Below are 23,997 nucleotides of genomic sequence, written 5' to 3'. Positions count from 1 at the left end.
GACACGCCGACGCGTCGGCGTGCCGACCGGCGTGTCATCCCTTCGGCCCGCCGTCGAGCCCGCAGAAGTCGCGGATCAGGAACCGGATGCGGGAGCGTGGGCCTGGAGGAACTCGTAGACCTCGGTCGTGTCGACCCCCGGGAACGAGCCGGTCGGCAGGGTCGCGAGCAGGGTCCGGGGCGTCCGGACGTTCGGCCACGAGTGCTCACGCCACGCCGATTCGAGCTCCGCCGGCGCGCGGCGGCAGCACACCTCCACGGAGTGTCGTGAGACCCCGCGGTTCGACGTGTCGCGGCCATGGAACCACCTCGTGTCGTCGAAGCGGACCCCCACCGACACCGAGTGCGCGCCCTCGCTGGAGGGCTCGACCCGCGCCGTGCACCAGTAGGTGCCGTTGCCGGTGTCGGTGTACTGGTAGTACGGGTTGAACTTGTCGGCGATGTCGAACACCACCCGCGAGGTCCACCGCCGGCAGCACATCTGCCCCTCGATCGAGCCGAGCCGGTCGGTGGGGAAATTGACGTCGTCGTTCTCGTAGGCCTTCGTGATGGTCCCCGACTCGTGCACCTTGAGGAAGTGCACCGGGATACCGAGGTGCACCGTCGCCAGGTTGGTGAACCGGTGCGCGGCCGTCTCGTAGGTCACCGAATAGGCGTCGCGCAGGTCTTCGATCGAGATCGCCCGGTCCTTCTTCGCCTCCAGCAGGTAGGGCACCACGTGGGCCTCGGGCACCAGCAGCGCCCCGGTGAGATAGTTCGTCTCCACGCGCTGCCGGAGGAACTCGGCGTAGCTCGTGGGTTCTCGATGACCGAGGATCCGACTGGACAGCGCCTGCAGCACCGCAGTGCGGGGGTCGCCCTTCGCAGGCACCCGACTGGAGAGGTAGAGGCGGCCGTTCTTCATGTCGGCGACGCTCCGGGTCGTCTGCGGCAGATCGGCGACGTAGTGCAGCGTGAAGCCGAGGTGGGCGGCGATGTCGGACGCTGCGCGCTGGGTCAGCGGACCGCCCGGGTGATCCACCGCGTCGAGTACCCTCCGGGCCTCGGCCTCGAGCTCGGGGAAGTAGTTGTCCTGCGTGCGCATGAGGCGCCGGAGCGCCACGTTCGCCCGACGCGCCTCCTCGGGCGTGGCGGAGCGCTCGTCGCGGAGGCGCTCGATCTCTCCCTGCAGCGAGAGGAGGGCCGAGAGCACCTCGGTCGGGATCGTCTTGCCGACGCGGAACGGGGGGATGCTGAGAGCCTGGAAGGTCTGCCCGCGCATGGCGCGCTCCAGGGCGATCTCGAGCGTCGCCCGCTCATCGAGCGGATCGGTGGAGAGGAGGACGTCGAGCGTGGTGCCGAGCGCGCGCGCAATCGCCTGGAGGAGCGAGAGTCGCGCCTCGCGGCGACCGTTCTCGATCATCGACAGCTGGCTGGGGGCTCGTCCGACGGCCTCGGCGAGGGCCTCCAGCGTCATCCCGCGCTGCGTGCGGACGGCGCGGATGCGACGGCCGATCATGAGCGGATCGAGCGCGTCGTCCTCGATGCCTGAGTCGGGGTCGACGGTTTCTTCGCGGTCGGAAGCGAGCGTCATGACCGTCATTCTGTCACGAGAGCAGAACTTCCGTGAAAGTTCACACCCGAACTGGTGGGTCTAGTCTGCGAACTTCACGGAGAGTGAGTGCACGACCTTCTCGCGTCGACCCGGTCGGCACGAGACATCCGATGAAGGAGAGCACCATGACCGCCACCGCCGCCAGCCGCCCGCCGCTCCGCGCCGGCGACCAGACGCAGACCGCCGCGGAGCTCCAGGAGGTCTGGGACACCGATCCCCGCTGGGACGGGGTCCACCGCACCTACACCGCCGACGACGTCGTCACGCTGCGCGGATCGGTCCGCGAGGAGAGCACCCTCGCCCACCGCGGAGCCGAGAGCCTGTGGAACCTGCTCCACACCGAGGAGTACATCCGCGCTCTCGGCGCGTACACCGGGGGTCAGGCCGTGCAGCAGGTGCGCGCCGGCCTCAAGGCCATCTACCTCTCCGGCTGGCAGGTCGCCGCCGACGGCAACCTCGCCGGGCAGACCTACCCCGACCAGAGCCTGTACCCCGCCAACTCGGTACCGGCGGTGGTGCGACGGATCAACAACGCGCTCCTCCGCCAGGACCAGATCGAGCACGCCGAGGGCGACTCCACCCGCGATTGGCTGGCTCCGATCGTCGCCGACGCCGAGGCGGGCTTCGGCGGTCCGCTGAACGCGTACGAGCTCGCGCAGTCGCTCATCCAGTCCGGCGCCGCCGGCATCCACTGGGAAGACCAGCTGGCCAGCGAGAAGAAGTGCGGCCACCTCGGCGGCAAGGTGCTCGTGCCGATCCAGCAGCACATCCGCACCCTCAACGCGGCGCGGCTGGCGGCGGATGTCGCGGGGGTGCCGACGGTCATGATCGCCCGCACCGACGCCCTGGCCGCCGACCTCCTCACCAGCGACGTCGACGAGCGAGACCGTCCGTTCCTCACCGGGGAGCGTACGGCCGAGGGCTTCTACCGGGTGCGTCCGGGCCTGGACTCGGTGATCGCGCGGGGCCTCGCCTTCGCCCCCTACGCGGATCTGCTGTGGGTCGAGACCGGTGAGCCCGACATCGAGCTCGCCCGTGAGTTCGCCGCGGCCGTGCACGCGGAGTTCCCGGGGAAGCTCCTGGCCTACAACTGCTCACCGAGCTTCAACTGGAAGCGCCATCTCGACGATCGGCAGATCGCGACCTTCCAACAGGAGCTGGCGGAGCTCGGCTACAAGTTCCAGTTCATCACCCTCGCCGGCTTCCACGCCCTGAACTACTCGATGTTCGACCTCGCCCGCGGCTACGCCGACCGCGCGATGAGCGCCTACGTCGAGCTGCAGGAGGCGGAGTTCGCCGCCGAGGCGGCAGGGTACACCGCCACCCGTCATCAGCGCGAAGCCGGAACCGGCTATTTCGACCGCGTGTCCACGGCGCTCAACCCCGACAGCGCCACCCTCGCCCTGGTGGGATCCACCGAGGCGCAGCAGTTCCACTGACCCCACGCTCTCTCGAACCAGAAGGACCCGATCATGACTCTCACCACCGCCCCACCGCCCCCCGCGACGCGGCCGATCACCGGCCCGATCCGCACGCACCGGCCGACGCTCCGCGTCACCGGCGACATGGGCCCTCGCTACGACGAGATCCTCACGCCCGAGGCCCTCGCGTTCGTCGCCGCGCTGCATGACCGCTTCGGCGGGCGCCGCCACGATCGCCTCGCCGAGAGGATGCGCCACCGGTTCGAGATCGGCAACGGGCGCGACCCGCACTTCCGGCACGACACCGCCCACATCCGCGACGACCCGCACTGGCGAGTGGCAGGGGCCGGCCCGGGCCTCGAGGACCGCCGAGTGGAGATCACCGGCCCGACCGACCCCAAGATGACGATCAACGCGCTGAACTCGGGCGCGAAGGTGTGGCTCGCCGACCAGGAGGATGCCACCTCGCCGACGTGGCGCAACGTCATCGAGGGCCAGCTCTCGCTCCACGACGCCATCCGCGGACAGCTGTCGTTCACCAGCCCTGAGGGCAAGAGCTATCGGGTGACGGCGGAGCAGACCCCGACGATCGTGATGCGCCCGCGGGGCTGGCACTTGCCCGAGGCGCACCTGGAGTTCACCGACCGCAGCGGTCGGACGCTCTCCGCATCGGGGTCGCTCGTCGATTACGGGCTCTACGTGTTCCACAACGCGCAGGCTCTCATCGACGCCGGCCGCGGCCCCTACTTCTACCTGGCCAAGCTCGAGAGCGCCGAGGAGGCACGCCTCTGGGACGACGTCTTCACGTTCACCGAGCGGGAGCTGGGCATTACGCACGGGACGATCCGCGCCACCGTCCTCATCGAGACGCTCCCCGCGGCATTCGAGATGGAGGAGATCCTCTACGCCCTGCGCGACCACTGCGCGGGACTGAACGCCGGGCGGTGGGACTACATCTTCTCGATCATCAAGAACTACCGAGGCCGCGGCGCCCGGTTCGTGCTGCCCGATCGCAGCGAGGTGACGATGACGGTGCCGTTCATGCGGGCCTACACCGAACTGCTGGTCAAGACCTGCCATCGGCGCGGAGCCTTCGCGATCGGCGGGATGAGCGCCTTCATCCCGAATCGTCGCGACCCCGAGGTGACCGCGCGGGCGTTCGAGAAGGTGGCCGCCGACAAGAAGCGCGAGGCCGCGGACGGGTTCGACGGCACGTGGGTGGCCCACCCCGACCTCATCCCGGTCGCGCGGGCGGAGTTCGACGCCGTACTCGGCGACAAGCCGAACCAGGTCGATCGTCAGCGTGACGACGTCGTGGTGACGGCTTCGCAGCTGATCGACGTGCACATCGGGCTGCCGATCACGGCGGCGGGGGTGCACGCGAACGTGTCGGTGGCGATCCGCTACCTCGAGGCATGGCTGCGGGGCGTGGGCGCGGTCGCCATCGACAACCTGATGGAAGACGCCGCGACCGCCGAGATCAGCCGCTCGCAGATCTGGCAGTGGATCCACCAGGACCGCACCCTCTCCGACGGCACACCCATCACGGCCGAATACGTCGAAGGCCTCATCCGGCAGGTTCTGGGCGACGTGCCCCGCAGCGACGGCGACCGGTTCGACGACGCCGCAGACCTCTTCCGTGAGGTGGCGCTGCGGCCGGAGTTCCCGGCCTTCCTCACCGTCCCGGCCTACACGCGCTACCTCGCCTGAGCCGGCCTGCCCGCCGGACCGTCGAGACCGCACTCGCCCGTCGAGACCCACGCCCCCGCGTGCGGTCTCGACGGGTGAGGTCGGTTTCACGGCGGAACCGCGCCCGGCCGGGTGGCCGATGCGGCACGCCGCTACGCTTCTACCGTGACCTCCCGCGCTCCTCTCTCCCGCAAACTGTCCGCGATCGCCGAATCGGCCACGCTCAAGGTCGATGCGAAGGCCAAGGCGTTGCAGGCGGCCGGGCGCCCGGTGATCTCCTACGCCGCGGGGGAGCCGGACTTCGCCACTCCGTCCTTCATCGTCGACGCCGCCGCCCAAGCCCTGGCCGACCCGGCGAACTACCGCTACACCCCCGCAGCGGGCCTGCCGGTGCTGCGCGAGGCGATCGCCTCGAAGACTCTCCGCGACTCCGGATGGGATGTCGCGCCGTCGCAGATCATCGTCACGAACGGCGGCAAGCAGGCGGTGTACCAGGCCTTCCAGGCGGTGGTGAATCCGGGCGACGAAGTGCTTCTCCCCGCCCCGTACTGGACCACGTACCCCGAGGCGATCCGGCTGGCCGACGGCGTGCCCGTCGAGGTCTTCGCCGGCGCCGACCAGGAGTACAAGGTCACCGTCGAGCAGCTCGAGGCCGCACGCACCGAACGGACCACGGTGCTCGTCTTCGTCTCACCCTCCAACCCCACCGGTGCGGTCTACTCCGCGGATGAGACCCGGGCGATCGGCGAGTGGGCGCTCGAGCACGGCATCTGGGTGATCTCCGACGAGATCTACCAGAACCTCGTCTACGACGGCGCACGCGCCACCTCGATCGTCGAGGCGGTTCCGGATGTCGCGGGGCAGACCATCCTGGTCAACGGCGTCGCCAAGACGTACGCGATGACCGGCTGGCGGGTGGGCTGGATGGTCGGCCCGGCCGACGCGATCAAGCTCGCCGCGAACCTCCAGTCGCATCTGTCGAGCAATGTCAACAACGTCGCGCAGCGCGCTGCGCTGGCCGCACTGACCGGGCCGCAGATCGAGGCGGAGAAGATGCGGAACGCCTTCAACCGGCGTCGCCGCGTAATCGTCACCGAGCTGGCGAAGATCCCGGGCGTCACGGTGCCGAACCCGCTCGGCGCGTTCTACGTCTACCCCGACGTGCAGGGCCTCCTCGGCCGCGAGTGGGCGGGGGTCACTCCGACCACGACGCTGGAGCTCGCAGACCTCATCCTCGAGAAGGCTGAGGTGGCCGTGGTTCCCGGCGAGGCGTTCGGCCCGAGCGGGTACCTCCGCCTGTCGTACGCGCTCGGCGACGACGCACTCCTCGAGGGCGTGCAGCGCCTGCAGCGCCTCTTCGGCGCCTGATCAGCGGCGCGCGACCGAGACGAACCGGTACCGCGTGCCGGGTCGCCCGGCCGTGGCGTAGTCCAGTGCGCGCGTCGCACTGCCGCCGTCGGCGAGGTGCTCGAGGTAGCGCCGGCAGCTGACCCGCGACAGGCCCACCCGGTCGGCGATCTGCGACGCCGATGCTTCGCCCGCCTCCTCCAGCGCGCGGGCGACCGTCTGCAGGGTCTCGTCGGTGAGGCCCTTGGGAAGCGTGCGGCGCCCCGCCGGCTGCATGAGGGCGTCGACGGCGCGCTGGTCCAGCGGAGCGGTGACCGACGCCGTGCCTGCGCGCTCCCGCAGGACGTCGTCGATGCGCTGGTGCAGCTCGTGCGCGCTGAACGGCTTCACCAGATAGTGCCGAACCCCCATCATCCGGGCGTCTCGGATCGTGTCGACGTCGCGCGCCGCCGTCACCGCGATGACATCCGGCTGCGCGAGCCCCGCATCGGCACGGATGTCGCGCAGCACGTCGATCCCCGAGAACCCGGGGAGGTGGACATCGAGCAGAACCAGGTCGGGGGCCTCCGCCCGGATGAGGGCGACCGCGTCGGGGCCGGACGCAGCGCTCCCGACGAGGGCGCACGCCGGATGCGCGGTGACGAACATGCCGTGAAGCGCCGCCACCGAGGGCGCGTCGTCGACGACGACGGTCCGCAGGCTCACGTCCTCACCGCCGGCGTGCGGAGCGGAAGGACGACGGTGAACCGCGCCCCGCCCAGCGGCGAGCGGTCGATGCGTGCTTCGCCGCCGCGGCGCATCGCGATGCGGCGCACGAGCGCGAGACCGATCCCTCGACGGCGCGCCCCCGCATCCTTGGTGCTGACCCCCTCGAGGAAGACGTCGTCCCGCAGAGCCGGCGGAACGCCGGGCCCGGAGTCCTCGACCGTGAACTGCAGGCCGCCGTCGACGGAGGCGGCGACCTCGATCACGACGCGGTCGCCCATTGCGCTGGCATCTAGGGCGTTGTCGACCAGGTTCCCGAGAATGGTGACCGCATCGCCCACCATCCCCTGCGGGATGTCGCGCTGCGCGCGCACGTCGACGGCGACGCCGCGCTCGCGCGCCTGCACCACCTTCACCGCGAGGAGCGCGGCCACCTCGCCCGAGAGGGCCGATCCGTCCTCGGAGAGCGGCACGGAGCCGCCGGGCCGGATCCGCTCGATGAACCCGCGAGCCTCGTCGATCCGCCCGAGTTCGAGAAGTCCCGCCACCACGTGGAGCGAGTTGGAGAACTCGTGCGCCTGGGCGCGCAGCCCGTCGGTCAGCGACTGGGCGCCGTCCATCTCGCGCAGCGCCTCGTGGAGCGCGGTGTGGTCGCGGAGGAAGAGCGTTCCGCCGACGACGACCCCGCCGTCGTCGCGCATACCCGTGGCCCGCGCGATGAGGGCGCGCTCTCCCGCGAGCACCACGCGCCCTTCGGGCTCACCCCGCTCGAGGACATCGAACACCGCGTCCTCGAGCACATCGACCGCGCGCCGGCCGGCGAGCTCCCCCGCCCCGATCAGGCGGACGGCGGCGTCGTTGGCCATCGTGATGACGCCGGCCGAGTCGACGGTGATGACCCCTTCGCTCAACCGGTGGAGCATCGTCTCGCGCTCCCGCACCAGTTCGGCGATCTCTCCGGGTTCAAGCGCGAAGATCCGGCGTCGAACGATGCCGGTGACCCACGCCGCCCCGAGGACCCCGACGATGGCGGACCCCGCGACCGCACCCAGGAGCCAGGGCACCCAGGCCTGGAGGTCCTGCGCGAGGGAGGACTCCAGGATGCCGACCGAGACCGACCCGATCACCTCACCGCCCTCGTCCGCCCCGGTCGAGGCGTAGATCGGCACCTTCACCCGCCAGGACTCGCCGAGGGTGCCCGTCTGCGTCCCGACGAACATCTCTCCCGACAGCGGGATCGACGGATCGGTCGAGACCATCTCCCCGATGCGTTCGGGATCGGGATGCGAGAGGCGGATGCCTTTCGCGTCGGTGACGACGACGTATGCGAGTTCGGACGACTCGCGGATCACCTCGGCGATCGGCTGGATGCGCTCGCTCGGATCCTCCGCGACGAGCGCATCGCGGATGTCGGGGAGGCGGGCGATGGACAGCGCGACGCCGACCATGCGCTCCCGCGTCTGATCGCGGATGATCCGCTCCTGCACCGCGATGGCCACCGCACCGGTCGCGACCGTCACCAGGCACACGATGAACGCTTGCAGCAGCAACAGCTGCCGTCTCAGCGACATCGCTCGGACCACTCCCCCATTGTGCCCCCGGGGCGGGGAGATGCCGGATGTCGGGCGCGACCAATACTTGCCGAAGTGCGCGTTAGTTCCACAAGCGCGACAGCCGCGGAGGGGATGCCTACGGTCGGTTCCACCCCGGAGGTACCGATGCCTCCGGAGCTCGAAGGAGAGTGACCTCACATGCGCAGAACCGTTCTCACCGCCGGGATGGCGGGCATCGCGATCCTGGCTCTGACCGCCTGCAATCCGCAGGGGCCGGGTGCGGGCGGGGGAAGCGATGACGCATCGCCGGACGCCGCGACCCTCCCCGACGCCGTGCAGATCATCGTTCCCGCCGACCCCGGCGGCGGCTGGGACCAGACCGGCCGCGCAGTCTCGTCGACCCTCACCGAAGACGGTCTGGTCAGCACCGCCTCGGTGTCCAACGTCGGCGGCGCCGGCGGCACCGTCGGCCTCGCGGGTCTCGCGAACGAACGCGACCCGAACACCCTCATGGTGACGGGGCTGGTGATGGTCGGCGCCGTGGAGACCAACGCCGCCGAGACGCGGATGGAAGACACCACCCCCATCGCCCGCCTCACCGAAGAGCCGCTCGTCGTGGTCGTACCCGCCTCGTCGGAGTACCAGACGCTGCAGGATCTCATCGACGACGTCGTCGACAACGGCCAGTCGGTGACGATCACCGGCGGCTCGGCCGGCGGGGCCGACCACATCCTCGCGGGGCTGCTGCTCGAGAACGCGGGGCTGGATGGCGCGGAGATCACCGAGAAGCTCAACTACATCCCCAACGCCGGCGGCGGCGAGGCCGTCTCGCTCCTCCTCGGCGACAACGCCTCGGCGGGGATCTCCGGCGTGGGCGAGTTCGCGCAGTACGTCGAATCGGGCGACCTGCGTGCGCTCGCCGTGTCGAGCGAGGAGCCGGCCGCGCTGCTCCCGGATGCCCCGACCATGGTCGACGAGGGCTTCGACGTCGTCTACACCAACTGGCGGGGCCTCCTCGCCCCCGGCGACATCACCGAAGACGAGAAGGCGGGCCTGGTCGACCTCATCGGCCAGATGAATGAGTCCGGCACCTGGGAATCGGTGCTGGAGACCAACGGCTGGACCGACGCCTTCCTCACCGGCGACGAGTTCGACGCGTTCCTGTCGGAGAACATCGCCGACGTGCAGGGGACCCTGCAGAACATCGGACTGATCCAATGACCTCCGCCGAGGCGGGGGGATCGGGTCGCTGGGGCGGAGAACGCATCGGCGAGCTGATCTTCGCCGCCGGCATCCTCGCCCTCGGGGTGTACGCCTTCGTCGGCGCTTTCCTCATCCGCACCCCCGCCGGCGCACAGGTCGGCCCGCGGGTCTTCCCCTACCTCGTGTCGGTGATCCTCCTGGGGGCCGGCATCGCCCTGGTCGTCGACGTCGTGCGAGGTCGCCTCGGGGCGAAGGAGGAGGGCGAGGACATCGACCCGAACGCCACGACCGACTGGTGGACCATGGCGCGCCTGGCCGCGCTCCTCGTGGCGGTCATCTTCCTGCTCGAGCCCCTCGGCTGGTGGCTGTCGGCCGCCGTCCTCTTCGGTGGCGCCGCGTGGTCGCTGGGCGCGAAGCGCCCGTGGCTCGGGTTCGTGATCGGGCTGATCCTCGGCATCGCCACCCAGCTGCTCTTCGGCGAGGTGCTCGGACTCTTCCTCCCACGAGGCCTCGCCTTCGACTGGTGGTACGGCCCCGGTCCCCTGTTCGGATGAGGTGAATCGACATGGACAACATCGCTTCCCTGCTCGAGGGGTTCGCCACGGCGTTCCAGCCCGAGTACCTGCTCTTCGCCTTCCTGGGCGTGCTGATCGGCACGGCCGTGGGCGTCCTTCCCGGCATCGGCCCGGCCATGACGGTGGCCCTGCTGCTGCCGCTCACCCTGTCGTTGCCGCCGACCGCGGCGATCGTGATGTTCGCCGGAATCTACTACGGCGGCATGTACGGAGGATCCACCACCAGCATCCTGTTGAACACCCCGGGTGAATCGGCGTCGGTGATCACCGCGATCGAGGGCAACAAGATGGCCAAGCTCGGCCGCGGCGCTGCGGCCCTCGCCACCGCGGCGATCGGCTCGTTCGTCGCGGGGACGATCGCCACAGCCCTGCTGACTCTGTTCGCCCCCCTCATCGCCGACTTCGCCGTCACCCTGACCCCCGCCGATTTCGTCGCGCTCATCGTCGTGGCCTTCATCACCGTGGGGGCGCTCCTCGGCTCGTCGGTGTCGCGCGGCCTGGCCTCGCTCGGCATCGGACTGTTCGTGGGACTGATCGGTACCGAGACGACGACCGGCCAGGCCCGGTACACGATGGGGATGCTGGCCCTGTCCGACGGCATCAGCGTGGTGCTCGTCGCGGTCGGACTCTTCGCCGTCGGCGAGGCGTTCTACGTCGCCGCGCGCCTCCGGCACGGCCCGATCCCGATCATCCCGGTCTCGGGCAGCTGGCGCACGAGCATGTCGCGCGAAGACTGGCGGCGGTCGTGGAAGCCCTGGCTTCGCGGCACCGTGATCGGGTTCCCGATCGGCACGATCCCCGCCGGCGGGGCGGACGTCGCGACCTTCCTGTCGTATGCGGCGGAAAAGAAGCTCTCCAAGAACAAGAAGCAGTTCGGCCGCGGGGCGATCGAAGGGGTGGCCGGTCCCGAATCGGCGAACAACGCCGCCGCCGCGGGCGTCCTGGTGCCGCTGCTCACCCTCGGGCTGCCGACGACGGCAACCGCGGCGATCATCCTCACCGCGTTCCAGTCCTACGGCATCCAGCCCGGCCCGCTGCTGTTCCAGAACCAGGGCGACCTCGTGTGGGCGCTGATCGCGAGCCTGTACATCGGCAACCTCCTGCTGATCGTGCTGAACCTGCCGCTGGTAGGCGTGTGGGTGAAGCTGCTGCAGATCCCGCGCCCCTACCTTTACGCCGGCATCATCGCCTTCGCGACCCTCGGGGCCTACGCGGTGAGCTTCTCGACCCTCGACATCCTGATCCTCCTCGTCGTCGGAGCGCTCGGGTACGTCATGCGCCGCTTCGGGTATCCGATCGCGCCGCTGATCGTCGGGCTCATCCTCGGGCCCATGGGCGAGCAGCAGCTGCGCAAGGCGCTGCAGCTGAGCCAGGGGAACATGGTCGATCTGGTGCTCCACCCCTTCGCCGCCACCTGCTACGCGGTGCTGATCGTGCTCGTCACGGTCGGGCTGTGGCTGAAGCGGCGTCAGAGCCGATTCGAGCGGGCCATGGAGGCGTCTCTGGCGGCGACGACCTCGCCGGCGACGGCGATCGACCGGATGTGGGACGAGGGCGAGCGACCCACGGACGTGAAGACGGAGACGATCCGGGCCGAGCAGGCGGCGCGGGCAGCGGCCGCGGCGCGTTCCGGGGATCCGGGTGCCGCGGACGGGCCGGGCGGCAGGGGGGACCGCCCGGGCTGATCCCCTGCGGCCCCCGTCGCACCCGATGACCGCCGACGCGCCCGCCGTCGGTCATCGGGTGCGACACTGACTGCGTGACCAGCCCCCGCGACACCAGCCCCCGCGCGCCCAGTGAGACCGAGCCCAGCGATACCGTGCCCGGCGACACCGTGCCCAGCGACACCGTGCCCAGCGACACCGACGCGTACGATCTCGCCGTCATCGGAGCAGGCCCCGCCGGGACGGCGGCAGCCCTTCGCGCCGCGGAGCTCGGTGCGAAGGTGGTCGTTCTCGAGGCATCCGACCGCCTCGGCGGCACCTGTGTGAACACCGGCTGCGTGCCCACCCGCGTCCTCGCCAAGACCGCTCGGCTGATGCGCGAGGTGGGTGCGGCCCGGGACTACGGCGTGGTGACCCATCCCGAGGCCCTGGACTGGCCCGCCACCGTCGCCCGCGTCCACGAGCGGGTCGACCGGGTGCGGGCGGTGAAGAACGAGGCCGAGAGGTTCGGCGCGGCGGGGATCGACCTCGTGCAGGAGGGGCGGGCGCGCTTCGCCGATGCGCACACCCTGCGTCTGGATTCCGGCCGGCGGATCCGCGCGGCCTCGGTGATCGTGGCGGTCGGGGGGCACTCCCGACGCCTCCCCCTTCCGGGCGCGGAGCTCGCGACCGTGCCCGAACACGTCCTCGAACTCCCGAGCCTCCCGCCCCGCGTCGCGATCATCGGCGCGGGCAACACCGGCGCGCAGCTGGCGACCGTGTTCGAGTCGTTCGGCTCCACGGTGAGTCTCCTCGACGTGGCACCGCGCGTGCTCATGGCCTCCGACGCCGACGTCTCCGCCGCGATCGCCGCCTCGTTCGAGGGCCACGGGATGACGGTGCGCACCGGGATCGCGGGCGTCGATGCCCTGCAGAAGGACGGCACGGGGATCGTGCTGCGGTGGCGCGAGCAGGACGGACCCGCCGAGGATCGTTTCGACGCGGTGGTGATGGCCACCGGCTGGCCCGCCGACGTCGAAGATCTCGGGCTCGAGCACGCGGGCGTCCGGATCGAGCGTTCCTCGATCCCGGTCGACGCGTACTTCCGCTCGGAGGTGTCGCACATCCTCGCCGTGGGTGACGCGATCGGACGCGACATGCTCGTGCAGGCCGCGCAGTTCGAGGGCGAAGCGGCTGCCGAGAACGCAGTGCTCGGCGTCAATCGCCGCACCCCGCATCACCTCCTCCCCGCGGGCGGGTTCACCGATCCCGACTACGCCGGGGTCGGGCTCACCGAGGAGCAGGCCCGGCAGCGCGACGCGCGCTGCATCGTGGCTGTGGCGAACTACGCCGATCTCGAGCGGGCCGTCATCGACGACCGCGCCGTGGGCTTCCTCAAGCTCATCACCGACAACCGACGCGAGCTGATCCTCGGCGCTCATGCCGTCGGCGAGAACGCCGTCGAGGTGATCCAGTCGGTGACGACCGCCATGGCGGCGGGCATCGACGTCGCAACCCTGGCTGGCGTGAAGTTCGCCTACCCCACCTACAGCGCGATCATCGGGCTGGCCGCCCGGCAGCTCCTTCGCGCGTGATCTTCGCGGCGCGCCGCGCCGCAGCATCCACCGCCTCTCGCCCCCCACCGATCACCTTCACCCCCGCCACCCCCCACCCCCCCCACCCCCCGTTCGTTCGTCGCAGGTGTACGTCTGGAGCCCCCTGCGCGTACATCTCCGACGAACGAACGGCGAAAAGACCGCGGGCGGCGAATGGGGATGGATCCCGTCACACCGCGAGGGTGCACGATCACACCGCGAGGGTGCACGATCACGCGGCGAGGGTGCACGATTGGGCGGCTCGCCCCGCGCCGCCCCTTTCACCCCGCCCCGACACCGTTCGTTCGTCGCAGATGTACGTCTGGAGCCCCCCTGCGCGTACATCTGCGACGAACGAACGGCGAAGGACCGCGCGACGCGGGTGAGCCGGCGGGCGGGCATGACGGCGAGCGCGCGACCGACGCTGAAACCGCCGCGAGGCCGGCGCCTCCCGGGTCAGAGGTCGACGCCGACGAGCACCGGCTCGGGCTGGAGGAGGAGTCCGAACTCGGCGTGCACGCGACCCTGGATGAATCGCGCCAGCTCGGCGATCTCGTCCGCCGTGGCCCCGCCGCGATTGGTCAGGGCAAGCGCGTGCTTGGTCGACACCGCGGCGCGCGAACGCGGAAGCTTGAACCCCTTGCGAATACCCGACTGCTCGATGAGCCACCCGGCGCTGACCTTCACGTCGGACTCGGCGGTCGACAGGCGCGGCACACTTCCGTCGAAGCCGGCGAGAGGCACGACCACGACCGGATCGAAGTCGGGCTCGACCGGCCAGCGCGGGCATTCCGCCGGCAAGGTGCGGGCGAAGGATGCCGACACGACGGCGTTCTGGAAGAAGGATCCCGCGCTCCACGTGTCGGGGTCGGCGTCATCGAGCACCATCCCCTTCCGCCGCCGGATCTGCCGCACCTGCTCGCGCACGAACGTCAGAGTCACCGCGTCGCCCGGCTGGAGCCCCAGCGCCGTCCGCAACTGATCGCCGTGGATCCGGCGGGGCGCATCGCCGATCACCGCGAGCTCCACCGTGACCGAGAGGATCACCGCGCGGCGCTCGGGAACCGAACCGTGGTGGTGCTTCAGCACGGACGTGCGGAAGCCGAGCCCGAGCTCCGCAGCCGGCACGGTCGACACCTCGCCGGTCGCTTCGTCGATGAGCTCGACCTCGACGAGAGTCTGGACGATCTCCTGCCCGTACGCGCCGATGTTCTGCACGGGCGCGGCGCCCACCGTGCCGGGGATCCCCGACATCGCCTCCACCCCCGCGAGCCCCCGCTCGACGGTGTCGCCGACAAACGCGTCCCAGTCGTGCCCGGCCTGTACGCGCAGGCGGACGAACCCCTCGCGCGCGGCGGGCAGGGTCTCGATGCCGCGCGTCAGGATCCGCACGACCGTGCCGGGGAACGGCTCGTCGCCGACGAGCAGGTTCGACCCTCCGCCGAGGACGAACCAGGGGTCGCCCGTCGCCCACACCTCGCGGAGTGCCGCGACGAGTTCGTCGGCGGTGCGCGCCTCGATCATGCGCTCGGGAACCCCGCCCGCGCGAAGGGTCGTCAGGGTCGACAGCGCGACGGGGGGAACCTCGGTCATCGAGCCGCGTCGTCCACAGGCACGCCGTCGGCGCCCGCGGGGCGCACCCGGACCTGGGCCTTGCCGAGAACCGCGGTGTCGGCCGCGGTCACCGTGAGGTCGATGCGCACGGCGTCATCGGTCACCTGACCGACGCGGGCGACGATGTGAAGGTCGGCGCCGTCGGTCGCGTCAACGACGACCGGGCGGGTGAATCTCACGCCGTAATCGAGGATGCGGCCGGCGTCGCCGAGCCACGGGACGACGGTCTCGACGGCGAGACCCATGGTCAGCATGCCGTGCGCGAGCACCCCGGGAAGCCCGACCTCGGCCGCGACCTCGTCGCGGTAGTGGATCGGGTTGAAGTCTCCCGACGCGCCGGCGTAGCGCACCAGTGATTCCCGCGTGAGGTGAACGGTGCGCTCGGCGACGATGTCGCCGACGGCGGCGGTGCGGGCGGTGACCGGGCTCACGCGTCGCCCTCCCCGACGAGGAGGACGGATGTCGCGGTCACGACGTGGGCACCGGCGGCGTCGACCATCTCGGCTTCGCTCGTGACCATCGCGTTGCCGCCGAGGGTGCGGATGCCGGTCACGCTCAGCTGCGCAGTCAGCTCGTCACCGGCGACGATCGGTCGCGAGTAGCGGAAGCGCTGCTCGGCGTGGAGCACCCGCGAAAGCTCGATGCCGCTGTCGGGTTCGGCGAGCAGCTGCTGGAGCGTGACATCCTGCAGCACGATCGGGAAGGTCGGCGGAGCGACCACGTCGGCGTAGCCGAGGGAGCGCGCCGCCTCGGGGTCGAGGTGCTGCGGGTCATCGGAGAAGACCGCCCGCGCGAACTCGCGCACCTTCTCGCGCCCCACCAGGTAGGGCGGCGTCGGGGGGAATACGCGACCGACGAGATCGGGGTTCACTGGCACCGGATCATCCTACCGAGGCGCCTTGCGCCCCCGAACGGCGCGGACGGCCATCTGCACCGCGATGATGACGAGGAACCCCGCGAAGAGGATGTTGCCCACCTGCGGGTCGACGAGGGTGGCGAGCAACGTGCCGACGGGAGCGGTGACGCACGCCGCGACTCCGACCAGCGCCGCCGCGGGGAGGTCGACGTTCTTGCGGACGAGGTTGCCGATCGTGCCCGAGATCGCCGTCGGGATCATCATCAGCAGCGACGTGCCCTTCGCGAGGAGGTCGCTCGTGCCGAAGAGCAGCAGCAGCACCGGCACCACGATCACCCCGCCCCCGACACCGAGCAGACCCGCGAGGATGCCGGTGACGACACCGAGCGCGACGAGGCCGAGGACGGTCACGACGGTGAGCGGGAGCCCCGCGTCCCGCGACGGGATCACCAGGAACAGCGAGACGATCACGATGACGAGGAACCCGACGAAGCCCCAGCGCAACACCGTGACGGGTGTTCTCGGAAGGAGCCAGGTGCCGATCTGGGCGCCGACGACCGCGCCGGCCGCGAGGATCAGCGCCGGGATCCACGCCACCGAGTCGTTGACCGCGTAGGCGATCACCCCGACCGTGGCGGTCGGCACGATGGCGGCCAGCGACGTCCCCGCGGCGAGCCGCTGGCCGTACCCGAGGATGAGGACGAGGAGCGGCACCACGACGGTGCCCCCGCCGACCCCGAAGAGCCCGGACATCAGGCCGGCGATGAAGCCCACGCCGAGGCACGTGACGACGAAGCGCGCGCCGCGCGCGGTGGGGGCGTCGCTCATTCGTCGTAGTACGCGTTGTCGATGACCCAGGCGCCGTCGATCTCGATGACGGTGTACTGCCAGCTCTCCTCGATCGGCACCGGAGTCTCCACGGGCTCGCCCTCCGCGGTGAAGAAGCTCTCGTAGGTCTCAGCGGTGTCGACGAAGACCGTGGACTCCTCGACGGTGATGCCGACGACCTCGGTCTGGTAGTTCTGCACGGACGCCGCGAACCCGGCGGCCTGCTCGTCGAAGGCGGCGCAATCGGGGAGTCCGCTGGCTTCGCGGAAGCCCTCGGATGTCGCCTCGAGGTACTTGTCGCAGTCGCCCTCGCGCCACGCCTCGTCGTAGAGCTCCACGGCACGCACGGCGTCCTGCTGGTCGGCCTCGTCGACACCCCCGGCCGCGGAGAAGACGCCGATGAGGATCGGGATCAGCACCGCCGCGGCGATGACGATGCCGAGCAGCACCACGCCGAGCACCACCCACAGGATCCAGAGCTTCGACTTCTTCGGGTCGGTCGCGGCGGTGAAGGCGCCGCCCGCGGGGGCGTATCCGGGCGCACCCGCGAAGCCGGGCGCGGAGGGGGGCGGCCCGGCGGTGGCGTATCCCCCGCCGTCCTGCGGAAGCGGCGCGGGATCGTTCGCGGCGATCGCCGCGGGGTCGCTCGGAGCGACCTCACCCTGATCGGAGCCGGCCGCCGGCGCGGCATCCGTCCCACCCTCGGTCGACTGCACGTGCTCGGTCCACTTCGCACCATCCCACCACCGCCGGGTGCCGGGGCCGTAGTCGTACCAGCCGGGAGGGTTCGTGGTCATGCTCGCTCGTTTCATCGAATCCCGGCCGTGCGAGGGACCGGGGTGGCCGCCGCCCTCAGCCTACTGCCGACGTTCCGCGCACCGAACGCACCGCGTCGCCGTCGGACGCACCTTGAGCCGGCCCGCCGGGATGGCGTTCCCGCACACCTCGCAGATGCCGAACGTGCCCGCCGAGACACGGTCGAGGGCGGCGTCGATGCCATCGAGCTCGGCCACCACACCGACGCGGACCCCCTCGATGCGCGACCACTCCGCCGAGAGCGTCCCACCCTCGGGATCGTGCTCGTCGTCGGCCGACTCGGCCCCCCGCGCATCCCGGAGCTGGGCGAGCTGCGCCTCGACGTCGGCGAGGCGCCGGCGCGCGGAATCCCGCGCCGCGCGCAAGGTGTCGGCCGGGGTGTCCATGAGAGAACGCTACCGACGGGCTCCGACATCGGCGCCCTAGGCTCGGGTGGTGCGCCGGCGCCCGCCGTCGCGGAGAGGCGGAGATCGTGCGCGTCGTCGTCATCGGCGGAACCGGCCACATCGGCACCTTCCTCGTCCCCCGGCTCGTCCGCGCCGGACACGAGGTCGTCTCCCTGAGCCGCGGGACGCGACCGCCGTACGTCGCGGCACCCGAGTGGCAAGAGGTGCACCAGATCGTCGCCGACCGAGAGGCCGCCGACCGCGACGGCACGTTCGGCGAGCTCATCCTCGCCCACGATCCCGACGCCGTGGTCGATCTCCTCGCCTTCACCCCCGACTCGGCGCGCGCGCTCGTCGAGGCCCTGCGCGGACGGGTGGGGCACCTCGTGCACTGCGGGACGCTCTGGCGCTACGGTCCGAGCGACCGCGTCCCGATCCGCGAGGGCGAGGGCAGCCCGCCGTTCGACGAGTACGGCATCCTCAAGGCCGAGATCGCCGAGCTGCTCGCTGCCGAGACCGCCGCGGGCGGGCTCGTGACCACCACCGTCGACCCCGGTCACATCGTCGGTCCGGGCTGGATGCCGGTCGGGCCGCTCGGTAACGGCGACCCCCGCGTCTGGTCCGATCTGTCGGCGGGCCGCACCCTCCGGGTACCGGGAAGCGACGGCGCGCTGATGCACCACGTCCACGCCGATGACGTCGCCCAGGTCTTCGAGCTCGCGCTCGCGCACCGCGACGCGGCCGCCGGCGAGGACTTCCACGCCGTCGCCCCCTCGGCGCTGACCGTGCGCGGGTACGCGGCGGCCGCGGCATCCTGGTTCGGAAAACCCGCGTCGCTCGAGTGCGTCACCTGGGAGCAGTTCCGCGCCGAGACGCCGGAGAGGTACGCGAACGCGAGCTGGGGGCACCTGCACCGCAACCACTGTCTCAGCATCGACAAGGCCCGGTCGGTGCTCGGCTACCGTCCCCGCTACGAACCCGACGACGCGATCCTGGAGTCGGTCCGGTGGTTGATCGAGAACAACAGGATGGATGTCGCGGGGCCGCTGCTCGTCTGACACGGCGTCGCGGGCCGCGACCGGCACACGGCGATTTCGAAGCGACGACCGGTAGCGTGTCCCCCATGCCGAAAACTGCGGACGGATCCGACTGTCATAGTCCCGGCGCCCGGGTGACCCCGGGCGCGTCCCCGCGAGGGGAGGTGAACCGATGAACGGCGACCTCCTTCTCAACATCGCCCTCGTGGTGGTCTTCGTCCTCATCGGCGGTGTCTTCGCCGCCACCGAGATGGCGCTCGTCACCCTCCGCGACAGCCAGGTCAATGCCCTCGCCGCCCGCGGCAAGCGCGGCCAGAAGGTCGCCGACCTGGCCCGCAACCCCAACACGTTCCTGTCGGCCGTGCAGATCGGTGTGACGGTGGCCGGGTTCGCCTCGGCGGCGTACGGCGCGTCGTCGATCGCCCCGAGCGTCGCTCCGCTGTTCGTCTCCCTCGGACTCGACGAGGGCCTCTCGCTCACGATCGCCACCGTGGTCCTGACGCTGATGATCGCGTACCTCTCGCTCGTGCTGGGCGAGCTCGTGCCCAAGCGCCTGGCGATCCAGCGCAACGCGCAGTTCGCCTACGGCGTCGCGCCGGTGCTGAACGGCTTCGCCGTGCTGATGCGACCGGTGATCTGGCTGCTGTCGGTGTCGACGAACGCCGTCGTGCGCCTTCTCGGCGGTGACCCGCACAAGACCGGCGACGAGCTCAGCGAGGAGGAGCTGCGCGACATCGTCTCGAGCCACCAGGGTCTGCCCGAGGACGAGCGGCGCATCCTCGACGACGTGCTGTCGCTGCGCGGTCGCCAGATCAGCGAGGTCATGCGCCCCCGGCCCGAGGTCGTCGCGCTCGACCACGCCGACGAGGTGGGTGCGGCCGCCGCTCGCGTGCGCGAGCTGCCCTACTCGCGCTACCCCGTCGTCGACCAGTCCATCGACGACATCACCGGCTTCGTCCACGTGCGCGACCTCTTCGAGGCCGCCGCCGTCGATCCGCGCCAGCCGATCGGTCCGCTCGTGCGCCCCATCCCCTACCTCCCGTCGACCGCACGGGTGCTCCCGACCCTCACCGGCATGCGGGCCGGCGGCGACCAGATTGCGGTCGTCGTCGACGAGTACGGCGGCACCGACGGGATCGTCACCCTCGAGGACCTCGTCGAGGAGGTCGTCGGCGAGATCTTCGACGAGTACGACACCGACGCCGCGACCGGCGACCTGTCCGAGAACGGCGGCACCGTCGACGGCCGGCTGAACCTGCAGGACTTCGAGGAGGCCACCGGCCTCACCCTCCCCCGCGGCTCATCCGACACCATCGCCGGGTTCATGCTGGAGCGGCTGGGACGCCTCGCCGTCGTCGGCGACGCCGTCGAGGTCGACGGTGCCACCCTCAAGGTCACCGGTCTCGATCGCCGTCGGATCTCGGAGCTTCTGGTGATCCCGAAGGAGCCGGTTCCGTCGACGGCGGAATGACGTCGATCCGCTCGGTGCGGATCTCGTGCTTGCGCCGCGCCCTGGCGACGACGAAGAGCACCGCACCCACCGCGAGGTAGACCAGCGTCCCGAGCCACACGGGGCCGGTCTGCTGGGTGAGGAGCACGACACTGGCGATGATCGCCAGGATCGGGACGATCCGGGGAACGGAGAAGTGGGGGTGGTCCACTCGGTCTTTCTTCAGGACCAGGACGCTGACGTTGGCGGAGAGGAACACCAGCAGCAGCAGCAGAACGGTCGTCTCTGCGAGCGTCGCCACGTCACCGAGGAGCGTCAGAAGGATCGTGACCGCCGCCACGACGACGATCGACACCCACGGCGTGCGACGGTTCGGGAGCACCCTCCGGAACGCCCGCGGAAGCAGCCCCGCCTCTCCCAGCCCGTAACCCACCCGGCTGGCCATGACCATGAACAGCAGCGCGCCGTTGGCGATGGCGATCAGGGCGATGATGCTGAACAGCCAGCCCGGGACCGGGAGTCCGCTCGCCGTCACCACCTCGAGGAGGGGGCCGGTCGATTCGGCGAGATCCGCCGGCGGCACGACGATCACCGCGCCGATCGCGATGAGCAGATAGACCACGGCCGCGGTGAGGATGGCGCCGAACAGCGCCCGGGGGTAGGCGCGCGAGGGGTTCTTCACCTCCTCGGCCATGTTCGCCGCGGCCTCGAACCCGAGGAACGAGAAGAACGCGATGATCGTCGCCGCGAACGCCCCCTGGAGCGGCGGGACGTCGGGCGCGAACTCGACCAGGCGGCTCGGGTCACCCCCGCCGCTTCCGAAGACGATGGCGGCGATGACGATGATCAGCACGAGGCCCGAGACCTCGATCATCGCCGCGACCATATTCGCACCGAGGGACTCGCGCACACCGCGGAGATTGATCAGCGTCAGCACGAGGATGAACGCGACGGCCATCGGCGCTGCGGGGAGGTCGACGAGGGAGGCGAGGTAGTCGCCCGCGAAGGCGTTGGCGAGCGCTGCGGCGGTTGTGATCCCCGACGCCATCATCAAGAACCCGACGAGGAACGACACGAAGGGGATCCCGAACGCCCGCTCGACGTAGCGCGCGGCCCCACCGGCATGCGGGTACTTGGTGATGAGCTCGGCGTAGGTGCCGGCGGTCAGCAGGGCGACGACGAGCGCGATGAGCAGCGGCAGCCAGATGACGCCGCCGACATCCAGGGCCATCGTGCCCACCAGGGTGTAGATGCCGGCGCCGAGCGTGTCTCCCACGATGAACGCGAAGAGGAGCCACACCCCCACCACGCGCTTGAGTCCGTGCTTCTCCTCGACAGGTGCCGCGTCGACGTCGTGAGCCATCTGGCCACTTCAGCGGTCAGCGGCGTGAGCGTGCAACCTCTCCCAATGTGACCCGGACTGCCGTAAAATCGCGCGACCTCCGGACTATTCGGCGTCGCTGACGAGCTTCAGACCGACGATGCATCCCACAAGGCCCACGATCAGCAGCATCCGGACCCACGAGAAACCCTCATCGCCCGTGATCATCGCCCAGATGACCGTGAGGGACGCGCCGATGCCGACCCAGACGGCGTAGGCGGTGCCCGTCGGGATTTCGCGCATCGCCCAGGCGAGCCCGCCCATGCTCGCCACGAGGGCGACGCCGAACACGACGCTCGGCCAGAGCTTGGTGAAGCCCTCGCTCTTGCCGAGGGCGGTGGCCCATACGGCTTCGAGGACTCCGGAGATGATGAGAAGGACCCACGACACAAGAACTCGCCTCCATGGCCAGTCTTGTCGCTCACCGGGTACTGAACCCTCGTCCGGGGATCCGGTCGGGATCCGCTCTCCACGCTACCGTCCCGCCCTGATCAGTGCCTGGGCAGGGTCAGGCGGTGGCCCGGAACACGAAAACCCCGGGATGTCCGGGGGTTTCACTGGTAGCAGGAGCGGGGCTTGAACCCGCGACCTCACGATTATGAGTCGTGCGCTCTCACCAACTGAGCTACCCTGCCGCGATGCTCCGGCAGTCAGGATGCCGGATGCTGCGAGCCCCGAGTCAGGATTGAACTGACGACCCCTTCCTTACCATGGAAGTGCTCTGCCACTGAGCTATCGGGGCGTGCTGCCCTGCGCGGGCAACTCCACGAGAATACCAGAGCGAAGGCTCCCCGCTGAATCGGGGATCACCCTCCCGCGTGCTCCCGCAGCCACGGCAGCGGGTCGATCGGGGTGGTGCCGTTCATGAGCAGCTCGAAGTGCGTGTGGGCGCCGAACGATCGCCCGGTGTTGCCGGTGCGGCCCAGCACGGTGCCGACGGTGACCTGCTGGCCGGGGACGACCTGCAGGGAGTCGTACTCCATGTGCGCGTAGTGGCTCGAGATCAGCTGACCGTCGATGACGTGGTCGATGATGACGTGCACGCCGTACGCGCCGCCCGACTCGCTCGCGATGCGGACGGTGCCGTCCGCGATGGCCTGGATCGGCGCTCCGGCACCGGGCACGAAGTCCAGGCCCTCGTGCATCTTGCCCGAGCGCATGCCGAACCCGTAGCTGATCGACACGCCGACGGCGAAGGGCCACTGGATGGCGGCGGTGGGGTCGTTCACGTAGAAGTTCGAGAAGTTCGTGATCCCCGACGCCGCCGCGAGATCGGCCATCGTCACCGTCTCGTAGCTCTCGCCGCGGGCGATCTGCGCGTTCTCGGTGGTGGCGGGGGCGACATAGGCCTGGATCTCGTCGGGGTCGACCGAGAGGTCGGTCGTCCCCGGCGCCATCGTCGAGACCGCGGCCGGTTCGGTGCCGGTGGCGGCAGCCACGGCCTCGGCGGGAGTGGTGGTGGCCACGGCGAGGAGTCCGACGATCCCCATGACACTGACGGAGAAGGACGCGGTGGCGGCGCGGCGGAAGGCGGCTCCCCGTCCCGGCCGACGCCGGCGGGCGGCCGCGACGTGCGCGGCGATGTCGGGGGTCGCGGGTGCGGGATCGCCGCCTTCGAAGCTCTCTTCTGCGGTGACGTTCTGCACCGGGGTCTCACCGGTGAAGCAGAACAGCCGTGCCGCGGCCTCGAACTCGTCGTCCGTCCGCGGTGCGGTGTGCGGGGCGTCGGACTCATTCGCCGCCGGATCCTCGTCGGCGACCGAGTGCCCCATCGGCGGCTCGAGGAGCCGGAACGGTCCGGTCGTCGTCGGCGCGTCGAGGAAGATCACCCCGGTTCCCGCCGTCGATGTGGCGACAGTCTCGGGATGCTCCGGGTCGGCCGCGTCGGCATCCGTCGACGACTCCGCGGCGGAGGCCTCCGGCACCTCGGTCACGCTCGCCTGCGCCACGGGGGCGGATTCGGCAGGCGTCGCCGTCACCGACGAGGCGGGCGACGCGGCATCCGCTGCGTCTCGGGTCGTCGAAGCGGAGCGGGCCACCGGCGCGGCTCCGGCCGAGAAGTCCGGGTTCACCAGGAACGGCTGAGCAGCAGCACGGGCGCGCAGCGCCCGACGGCTCATCACCGGTGGCGCGGCGGGTTGCTCGAAGGAAGGAGCTGTCGTCGTCTCGGCCGGGATCTGGGCGTCCGCGGGGGAGACCCGACTCGACCGGCGGGTGCGCGGGCGGAGAGTCGAGGATGAATCGTGGGGCAAAACGGGGGCGTACTTCCGAGTCGTTGCCGGGCATGGGGGTGCTCGGCAGGCGG

21 protein-coding genes, 2 tRNA genes and 1 riboswitch are annotated in these 23,997 nt (G+C 70.7%); of the genes, 9 read left to right on the top strand and 14 right to left on the bottom strand.

Annotated elements, in window-relative coordinates; translation table 11 throughout:
* Positions 1-75: 75 nt before the first annotated feature.
* Positions 76-1,572, bottom strand: coding sequence for a helix-turn-helix domain-containing protein (locus T9R20_RS05205; protein WP_416182945.1), 1,497 nt, complete (start codon positions 1,570-1,572; stop codon positions 76-78).
* A gap of 146 nt (positions 1,573-1,718) precedes the next feature.
* Here T9R20_RS05205 and aceA point away from each other — a divergent pair, with 146 nt between their 5' ends.
* From aceA to T9R20_RS05190, 3 genes are all read left to right on the top strand, one after another.
* On the top strand, positions 1,719-3,032 hold the full coding sequence (gene aceA, locus T9R20_RS05200) for an isocitrate lyase (protein WP_322411483.1): 1,314 nt from the start codon (positions 1,719-1,721) through the stop codon (positions 3,030-3,032).
* Between the two features lie 33 nt (positions 3,033-3,065).
* Positions 3,066-4,724 (top strand): malate synthase A, encoded by a 1,659-nt coding sequence (gene aceB, locus T9R20_RS05195; protein WP_322411482.1) that lies wholly within the window; start codon positions 3,066-3,068, stop codon positions 4,722-4,724.
* A 144-nt stretch (positions 4,725-4,868) separates the two neighbouring features.
* On the top strand, positions 4,869-6,071 hold the full coding sequence (locus tag T9R20_RS05190) for a pyridoxal phosphate-dependent aminotransferase (protein ID WP_322411481.1): 1,203 nt from the start codon (positions 4,869-4,871) through the stop codon (positions 6,069-6,071).
* On the opposite strand, the gene T9R20_RS05185 is transcribed toward T9R20_RS05190, so the two are convergent.
* Positions 6,072-6,755, bottom strand: coding sequence for a response regulator (locus T9R20_RS05185; protein WP_322411480.1), 684 nt, complete (start codon positions 6,753-6,755; stop codon positions 6,072-6,074). It lies immediately after the preceding gene.
* A complete protein-coding gene (locus tag T9R20_RS05180; protein ID WP_322411479.1) occupies positions 6,752-8,338 on the bottom strand; it encodes a sensor histidine kinase in 1,587 nt (528 codons plus the stop codon). Before T9R20_RS05180 ends, T9R20_RS05185 begins: the two co-directional genes overlap by 4 nt.
* Positions 8,339-8,506: 168 nt before the next feature.
* On the opposite strand from T9R20_RS05180, the gene T9R20_RS05175 reads away from it, so the two are divergent.
* The 4 genes from T9R20_RS05175 to T9R20_RS05160 all read left to right on the top strand — a co-directional run bounded on the left by T9R20_RS05175 (position 8,507) and on the right by T9R20_RS05160 (position 13,324).
* Positions 8,507-9,529, top strand: a complete 1,023-nt coding sequence (locus tag T9R20_RS05175; protein WP_322411478.1) for a Bug family tripartite tricarboxylate transporter substrate binding protein — start codon at positions 8,507-8,509, stop codon at positions 9,527-9,529.
* Positions 9,526-10,065, top strand: a complete 540-nt coding sequence (locus T9R20_RS05170; RefSeq protein WP_322411477.1) for a tripartite tricarboxylate transporter TctB family protein — start codon at positions 9,526-9,528, stop codon at positions 10,063-10,065. The genes T9R20_RS05175 and T9R20_RS05170 overlap by 4 nt, the downstream gene beginning before the upstream one ends.
* 11 nt (positions 10,066-10,076) lie before the next feature.
* Entirely contained in the window at positions 10,077-11,771 is a 1,695-nt protein-coding gene (locus tag T9R20_RS05165; protein WP_322411476.1) for a tripartite tricarboxylate transporter permease, read from the top strand.
* 74 nt (positions 11,772-11,845) lie between these two features.
* Positions 11,846-13,324 (top strand): NAD(P)/FAD-dependent oxidoreductase, encoded by a 1,479-nt coding sequence (locus tag T9R20_RS05160; protein WP_322411475.1) that lies wholly within the window; start codon positions 11,846-11,848, stop codon positions 13,322-13,324.
* Positions 13,325-13,780: 456 nt separating this feature from the next.
* On the opposite strand, the gene T9R20_RS05155 is transcribed toward T9R20_RS05160, so the two are convergent.
* The 6 genes from T9R20_RS05155 to T9R20_RS05130 are packed head-to-tail and all read right to left on the bottom strand — an operon-like array spanning position 13,781 to position 17,824.
* Positions 13,781-14,917: a UDP-N-acetylmuramate dehydrogenase gene (locus T9R20_RS05155; protein WP_322411474.1), complete on the bottom strand. Its 1,137-nt coding sequence runs from the start codon at positions 14,915-14,917 to the stop codon at positions 13,781-13,783.
* Positions 14,914-15,369, bottom strand: a complete 456-nt coding sequence (locus tag T9R20_RS05150; protein WP_322411473.1) for a MaoC/PaaZ C-terminal domain-containing protein — start codon at positions 15,367-15,369, stop codon at positions 14,914-14,916. Before T9R20_RS05150 ends, T9R20_RS05155 begins: the two co-directional genes overlap by 4 nt.
* On the bottom strand, positions 15,366-15,815 hold the full coding sequence (locus tag T9R20_RS05145) for a MaoC family dehydratase N-terminal domain-containing protein (RefSeq protein ID WP_322411472.1): 450 nt from the start codon (positions 15,813-15,815) through the stop codon (positions 15,366-15,368). The genes T9R20_RS05150 and T9R20_RS05145 overlap by 4 nt, the downstream gene beginning before the upstream one ends.
* 9 nt (positions 15,816-15,824) lie before the next feature.
* Positions 15,825-16,622, bottom strand: a complete 798-nt coding sequence (locus T9R20_RS05140) for a sulfite exporter TauE/SafE family protein (RefSeq protein ID WP_322411471.1) — start codon at positions 16,620-16,622, stop codon at positions 15,825-15,827.
* The gene (locus tag T9R20_RS05135; protein ID WP_322411470.1) at positions 16,619-17,419 is read right to left on the bottom strand and encodes a DUF2510 domain-containing protein; all 801 of its coding nucleotides are present in this window, start codon (positions 17,417-17,419) and stop codon (positions 16,619-16,621) included. The genes T9R20_RS05140 and T9R20_RS05135 overlap by 4 nt, the downstream gene beginning before the upstream one ends.
* Before the next feature lie 60 nt (positions 17,420-17,479).
* Positions 17,480-17,824: a TraR/DksA family transcriptional regulator gene (locus T9R20_RS05130; protein ID WP_322411469.1), complete on the bottom strand. Its 345-nt coding sequence runs from the start codon at positions 17,822-17,824 to the stop codon at positions 17,480-17,482.
* Positions 17,825-17,910: 86 nt separating this feature from the next.
* Between T9R20_RS05130 and T9R20_RS05125 the strand changes: the two genes are divergently transcribed.
* Both T9R20_RS05125 and T9R20_RS05120 read left to right on the top strand, forming a co-directional pair.
* Positions 17,911-18,882 carry an NAD-dependent epimerase/dehydratase family protein gene (locus tag T9R20_RS05125; protein ID WP_322411468.1) on the top strand — a complete coding sequence of 324 codons (972 nt, stop codon included), beginning with the start codon at positions 17,911-17,913 and terminating at the stop codon, positions 18,880-18,882.
* Positions 18,883-19,033: 151 nt separating this feature from the next.
* The gene (locus T9R20_RS05120; RefSeq protein WP_322411467.1) at positions 19,034-20,332 is read left to right on the top strand and encodes a hemolysin family protein; all 1,299 of its coding nucleotides are present in this window, start codon (positions 19,034-19,036) and stop codon (positions 20,330-20,332) included.
* On the opposite strand, the gene T9R20_RS05115 is transcribed toward T9R20_RS05120, so the two are convergent.
* From T9R20_RS05115 to T9R20_RS05095, 5 genes are all read right to left on the bottom strand, one after another.
* Positions 20,256-21,674: an APC family permease gene (locus T9R20_RS05115; protein WP_322411466.1), complete on the bottom strand. Its 1,419-nt coding sequence runs from the start codon at positions 21,672-21,674 to the stop codon at positions 20,256-20,258. The genes T9R20_RS05120 and T9R20_RS05115 overlap by 77 nt on opposite strands.
* A gap of 84 nt (positions 21,675-21,758) precedes the next feature.
* Positions 21,759-22,082, bottom strand: a complete 324-nt coding sequence (locus T9R20_RS05110) for a multidrug efflux SMR transporter (protein WP_322411465.1) — start codon at positions 22,080-22,082, stop codon at positions 21,759-21,761.
* 13 nt (positions 22,083-22,095) lie between these two features.
* Positions 22,096-22,160, bottom strand: a riboswitch (guanidine-III (ykkC-III) riboswitch).
* A gap of 90 nt (positions 22,161-22,250) precedes the next feature.
* A tRNA-Met gene (locus tag T9R20_RS05105) sits at positions 22,251-22,327 on the bottom strand.
* A gap of 35 nt (positions 22,328-22,362) precedes the next feature.
* Positions 22,363-22,434, bottom strand: a tRNA-Thr gene (locus tag T9R20_RS05100).
* A gap of 64 nt (positions 22,435-22,498) precedes the next feature.
* Positions 22,499-23,812: a peptidoglycan DD-metalloendopeptidase family protein gene (locus T9R20_RS05095; RefSeq protein ID WP_322411464.1), complete on the bottom strand. Its 1,314-nt coding sequence runs from the start codon at positions 23,810-23,812 to the stop codon at positions 22,499-22,501.
* Positions 23,813-23,997 lie beyond the last annotated feature (185 nt).

The sequence above is a fragment of the Microbacterium invictum genome (assembly GCF_034421375.1).
Taxonomy (GTDB): domain Bacteria; phylum Actinomycetota; class Actinomycetes; order Actinomycetales; family Microbacteriaceae; genus Microbacterium; species Microbacterium invictum_A.
Note: the sequence above shows the minus strand (reverse complement) of the source record. Positions and strands in the feature narration are given on the sequence as shown.

Coding starts and splice junctions, on each gene's coding strand:
- T9R20_RS05205 (WP_416182945.1), bottom strand. CDS start 1,572: ATGACGCTCGCTTCCGACCGCGAAGAAACCGTCGACCCCGACTCAGGC.
- aceA (WP_322411483.1), top strand. CDS start 1,719: ATGACCGCCACCGCCGCCAGCCGCCCGCCGCTCCGCGCCGGCGACCAG.
- aceB (WP_322411482.1), top strand. CDS start 3,066: ATGACTCTCACCACCGCCCCACCGCCCCCCGCGACGCGGCCGATCACC.
- T9R20_RS05175 (WP_322411478.1), top strand. CDS start 8,507: ATGCGCAGAACCGTTCTCACCGCCGGGATGGCGGGCATCGCGATCCTG.
- T9R20_RS05170 (WP_322411477.1), top strand. CDS start 9,526: ATGACCTCCGCCGAGGCGGGGGGATCGGGTCGCTGGGGCGGAGAACGC.
- T9R20_RS05165 (WP_322411476.1), top strand. CDS start 10,077: ATGGACAACATCGCTTCCCTGCTCGAGGGGTTCGCCACGGCGTTCCAG.
- T9R20_RS05155 (WP_322411474.1), bottom strand. CDS start 14,917: ATGACCGAGGTTCCCCCCGTCGCGCTGTCGACCCTGACGACCCTTCGC.
- T9R20_RS05140 (WP_322411471.1), bottom strand. CDS start 16,622: ATGAGCGACGCCCCCACCGCGCGCGGCGCGCGCTTCGTCGTCACGTGC.
- T9R20_RS05135 (WP_322411470.1), bottom strand. CDS start 17,419: ATGACCACGAACCCTCCCGGCTGGTACGACTACGGCCCCGGCACCCGG.
- T9R20_RS05130 (WP_322411469.1), bottom strand. CDS start 17,824: ATGGACACCCCGGCCGACACCTTGCGCGCGGCGCGGGATTCCGCGCGC.
- T9R20_RS05120 (WP_322411467.1), top strand. CDS start 19,034: ATGAACGGCGACCTCCTTCTCAACATCGCCCTCGTGGTGGTCTTCGTC.
- T9R20_RS05115 (WP_322411466.1), bottom strand. CDS start 21,674: ATGGCTCACGACGTCGACGCGGCACCTGTCGAGGAGAAGCACGGACTC.
- T9R20_RS05095 (WP_322411464.1), bottom strand. CDS start 23,812: ATGAGCCGTCGGGCGCTGCGCGCCCGTGCTGCTGCTCAGCCGTTCCTG.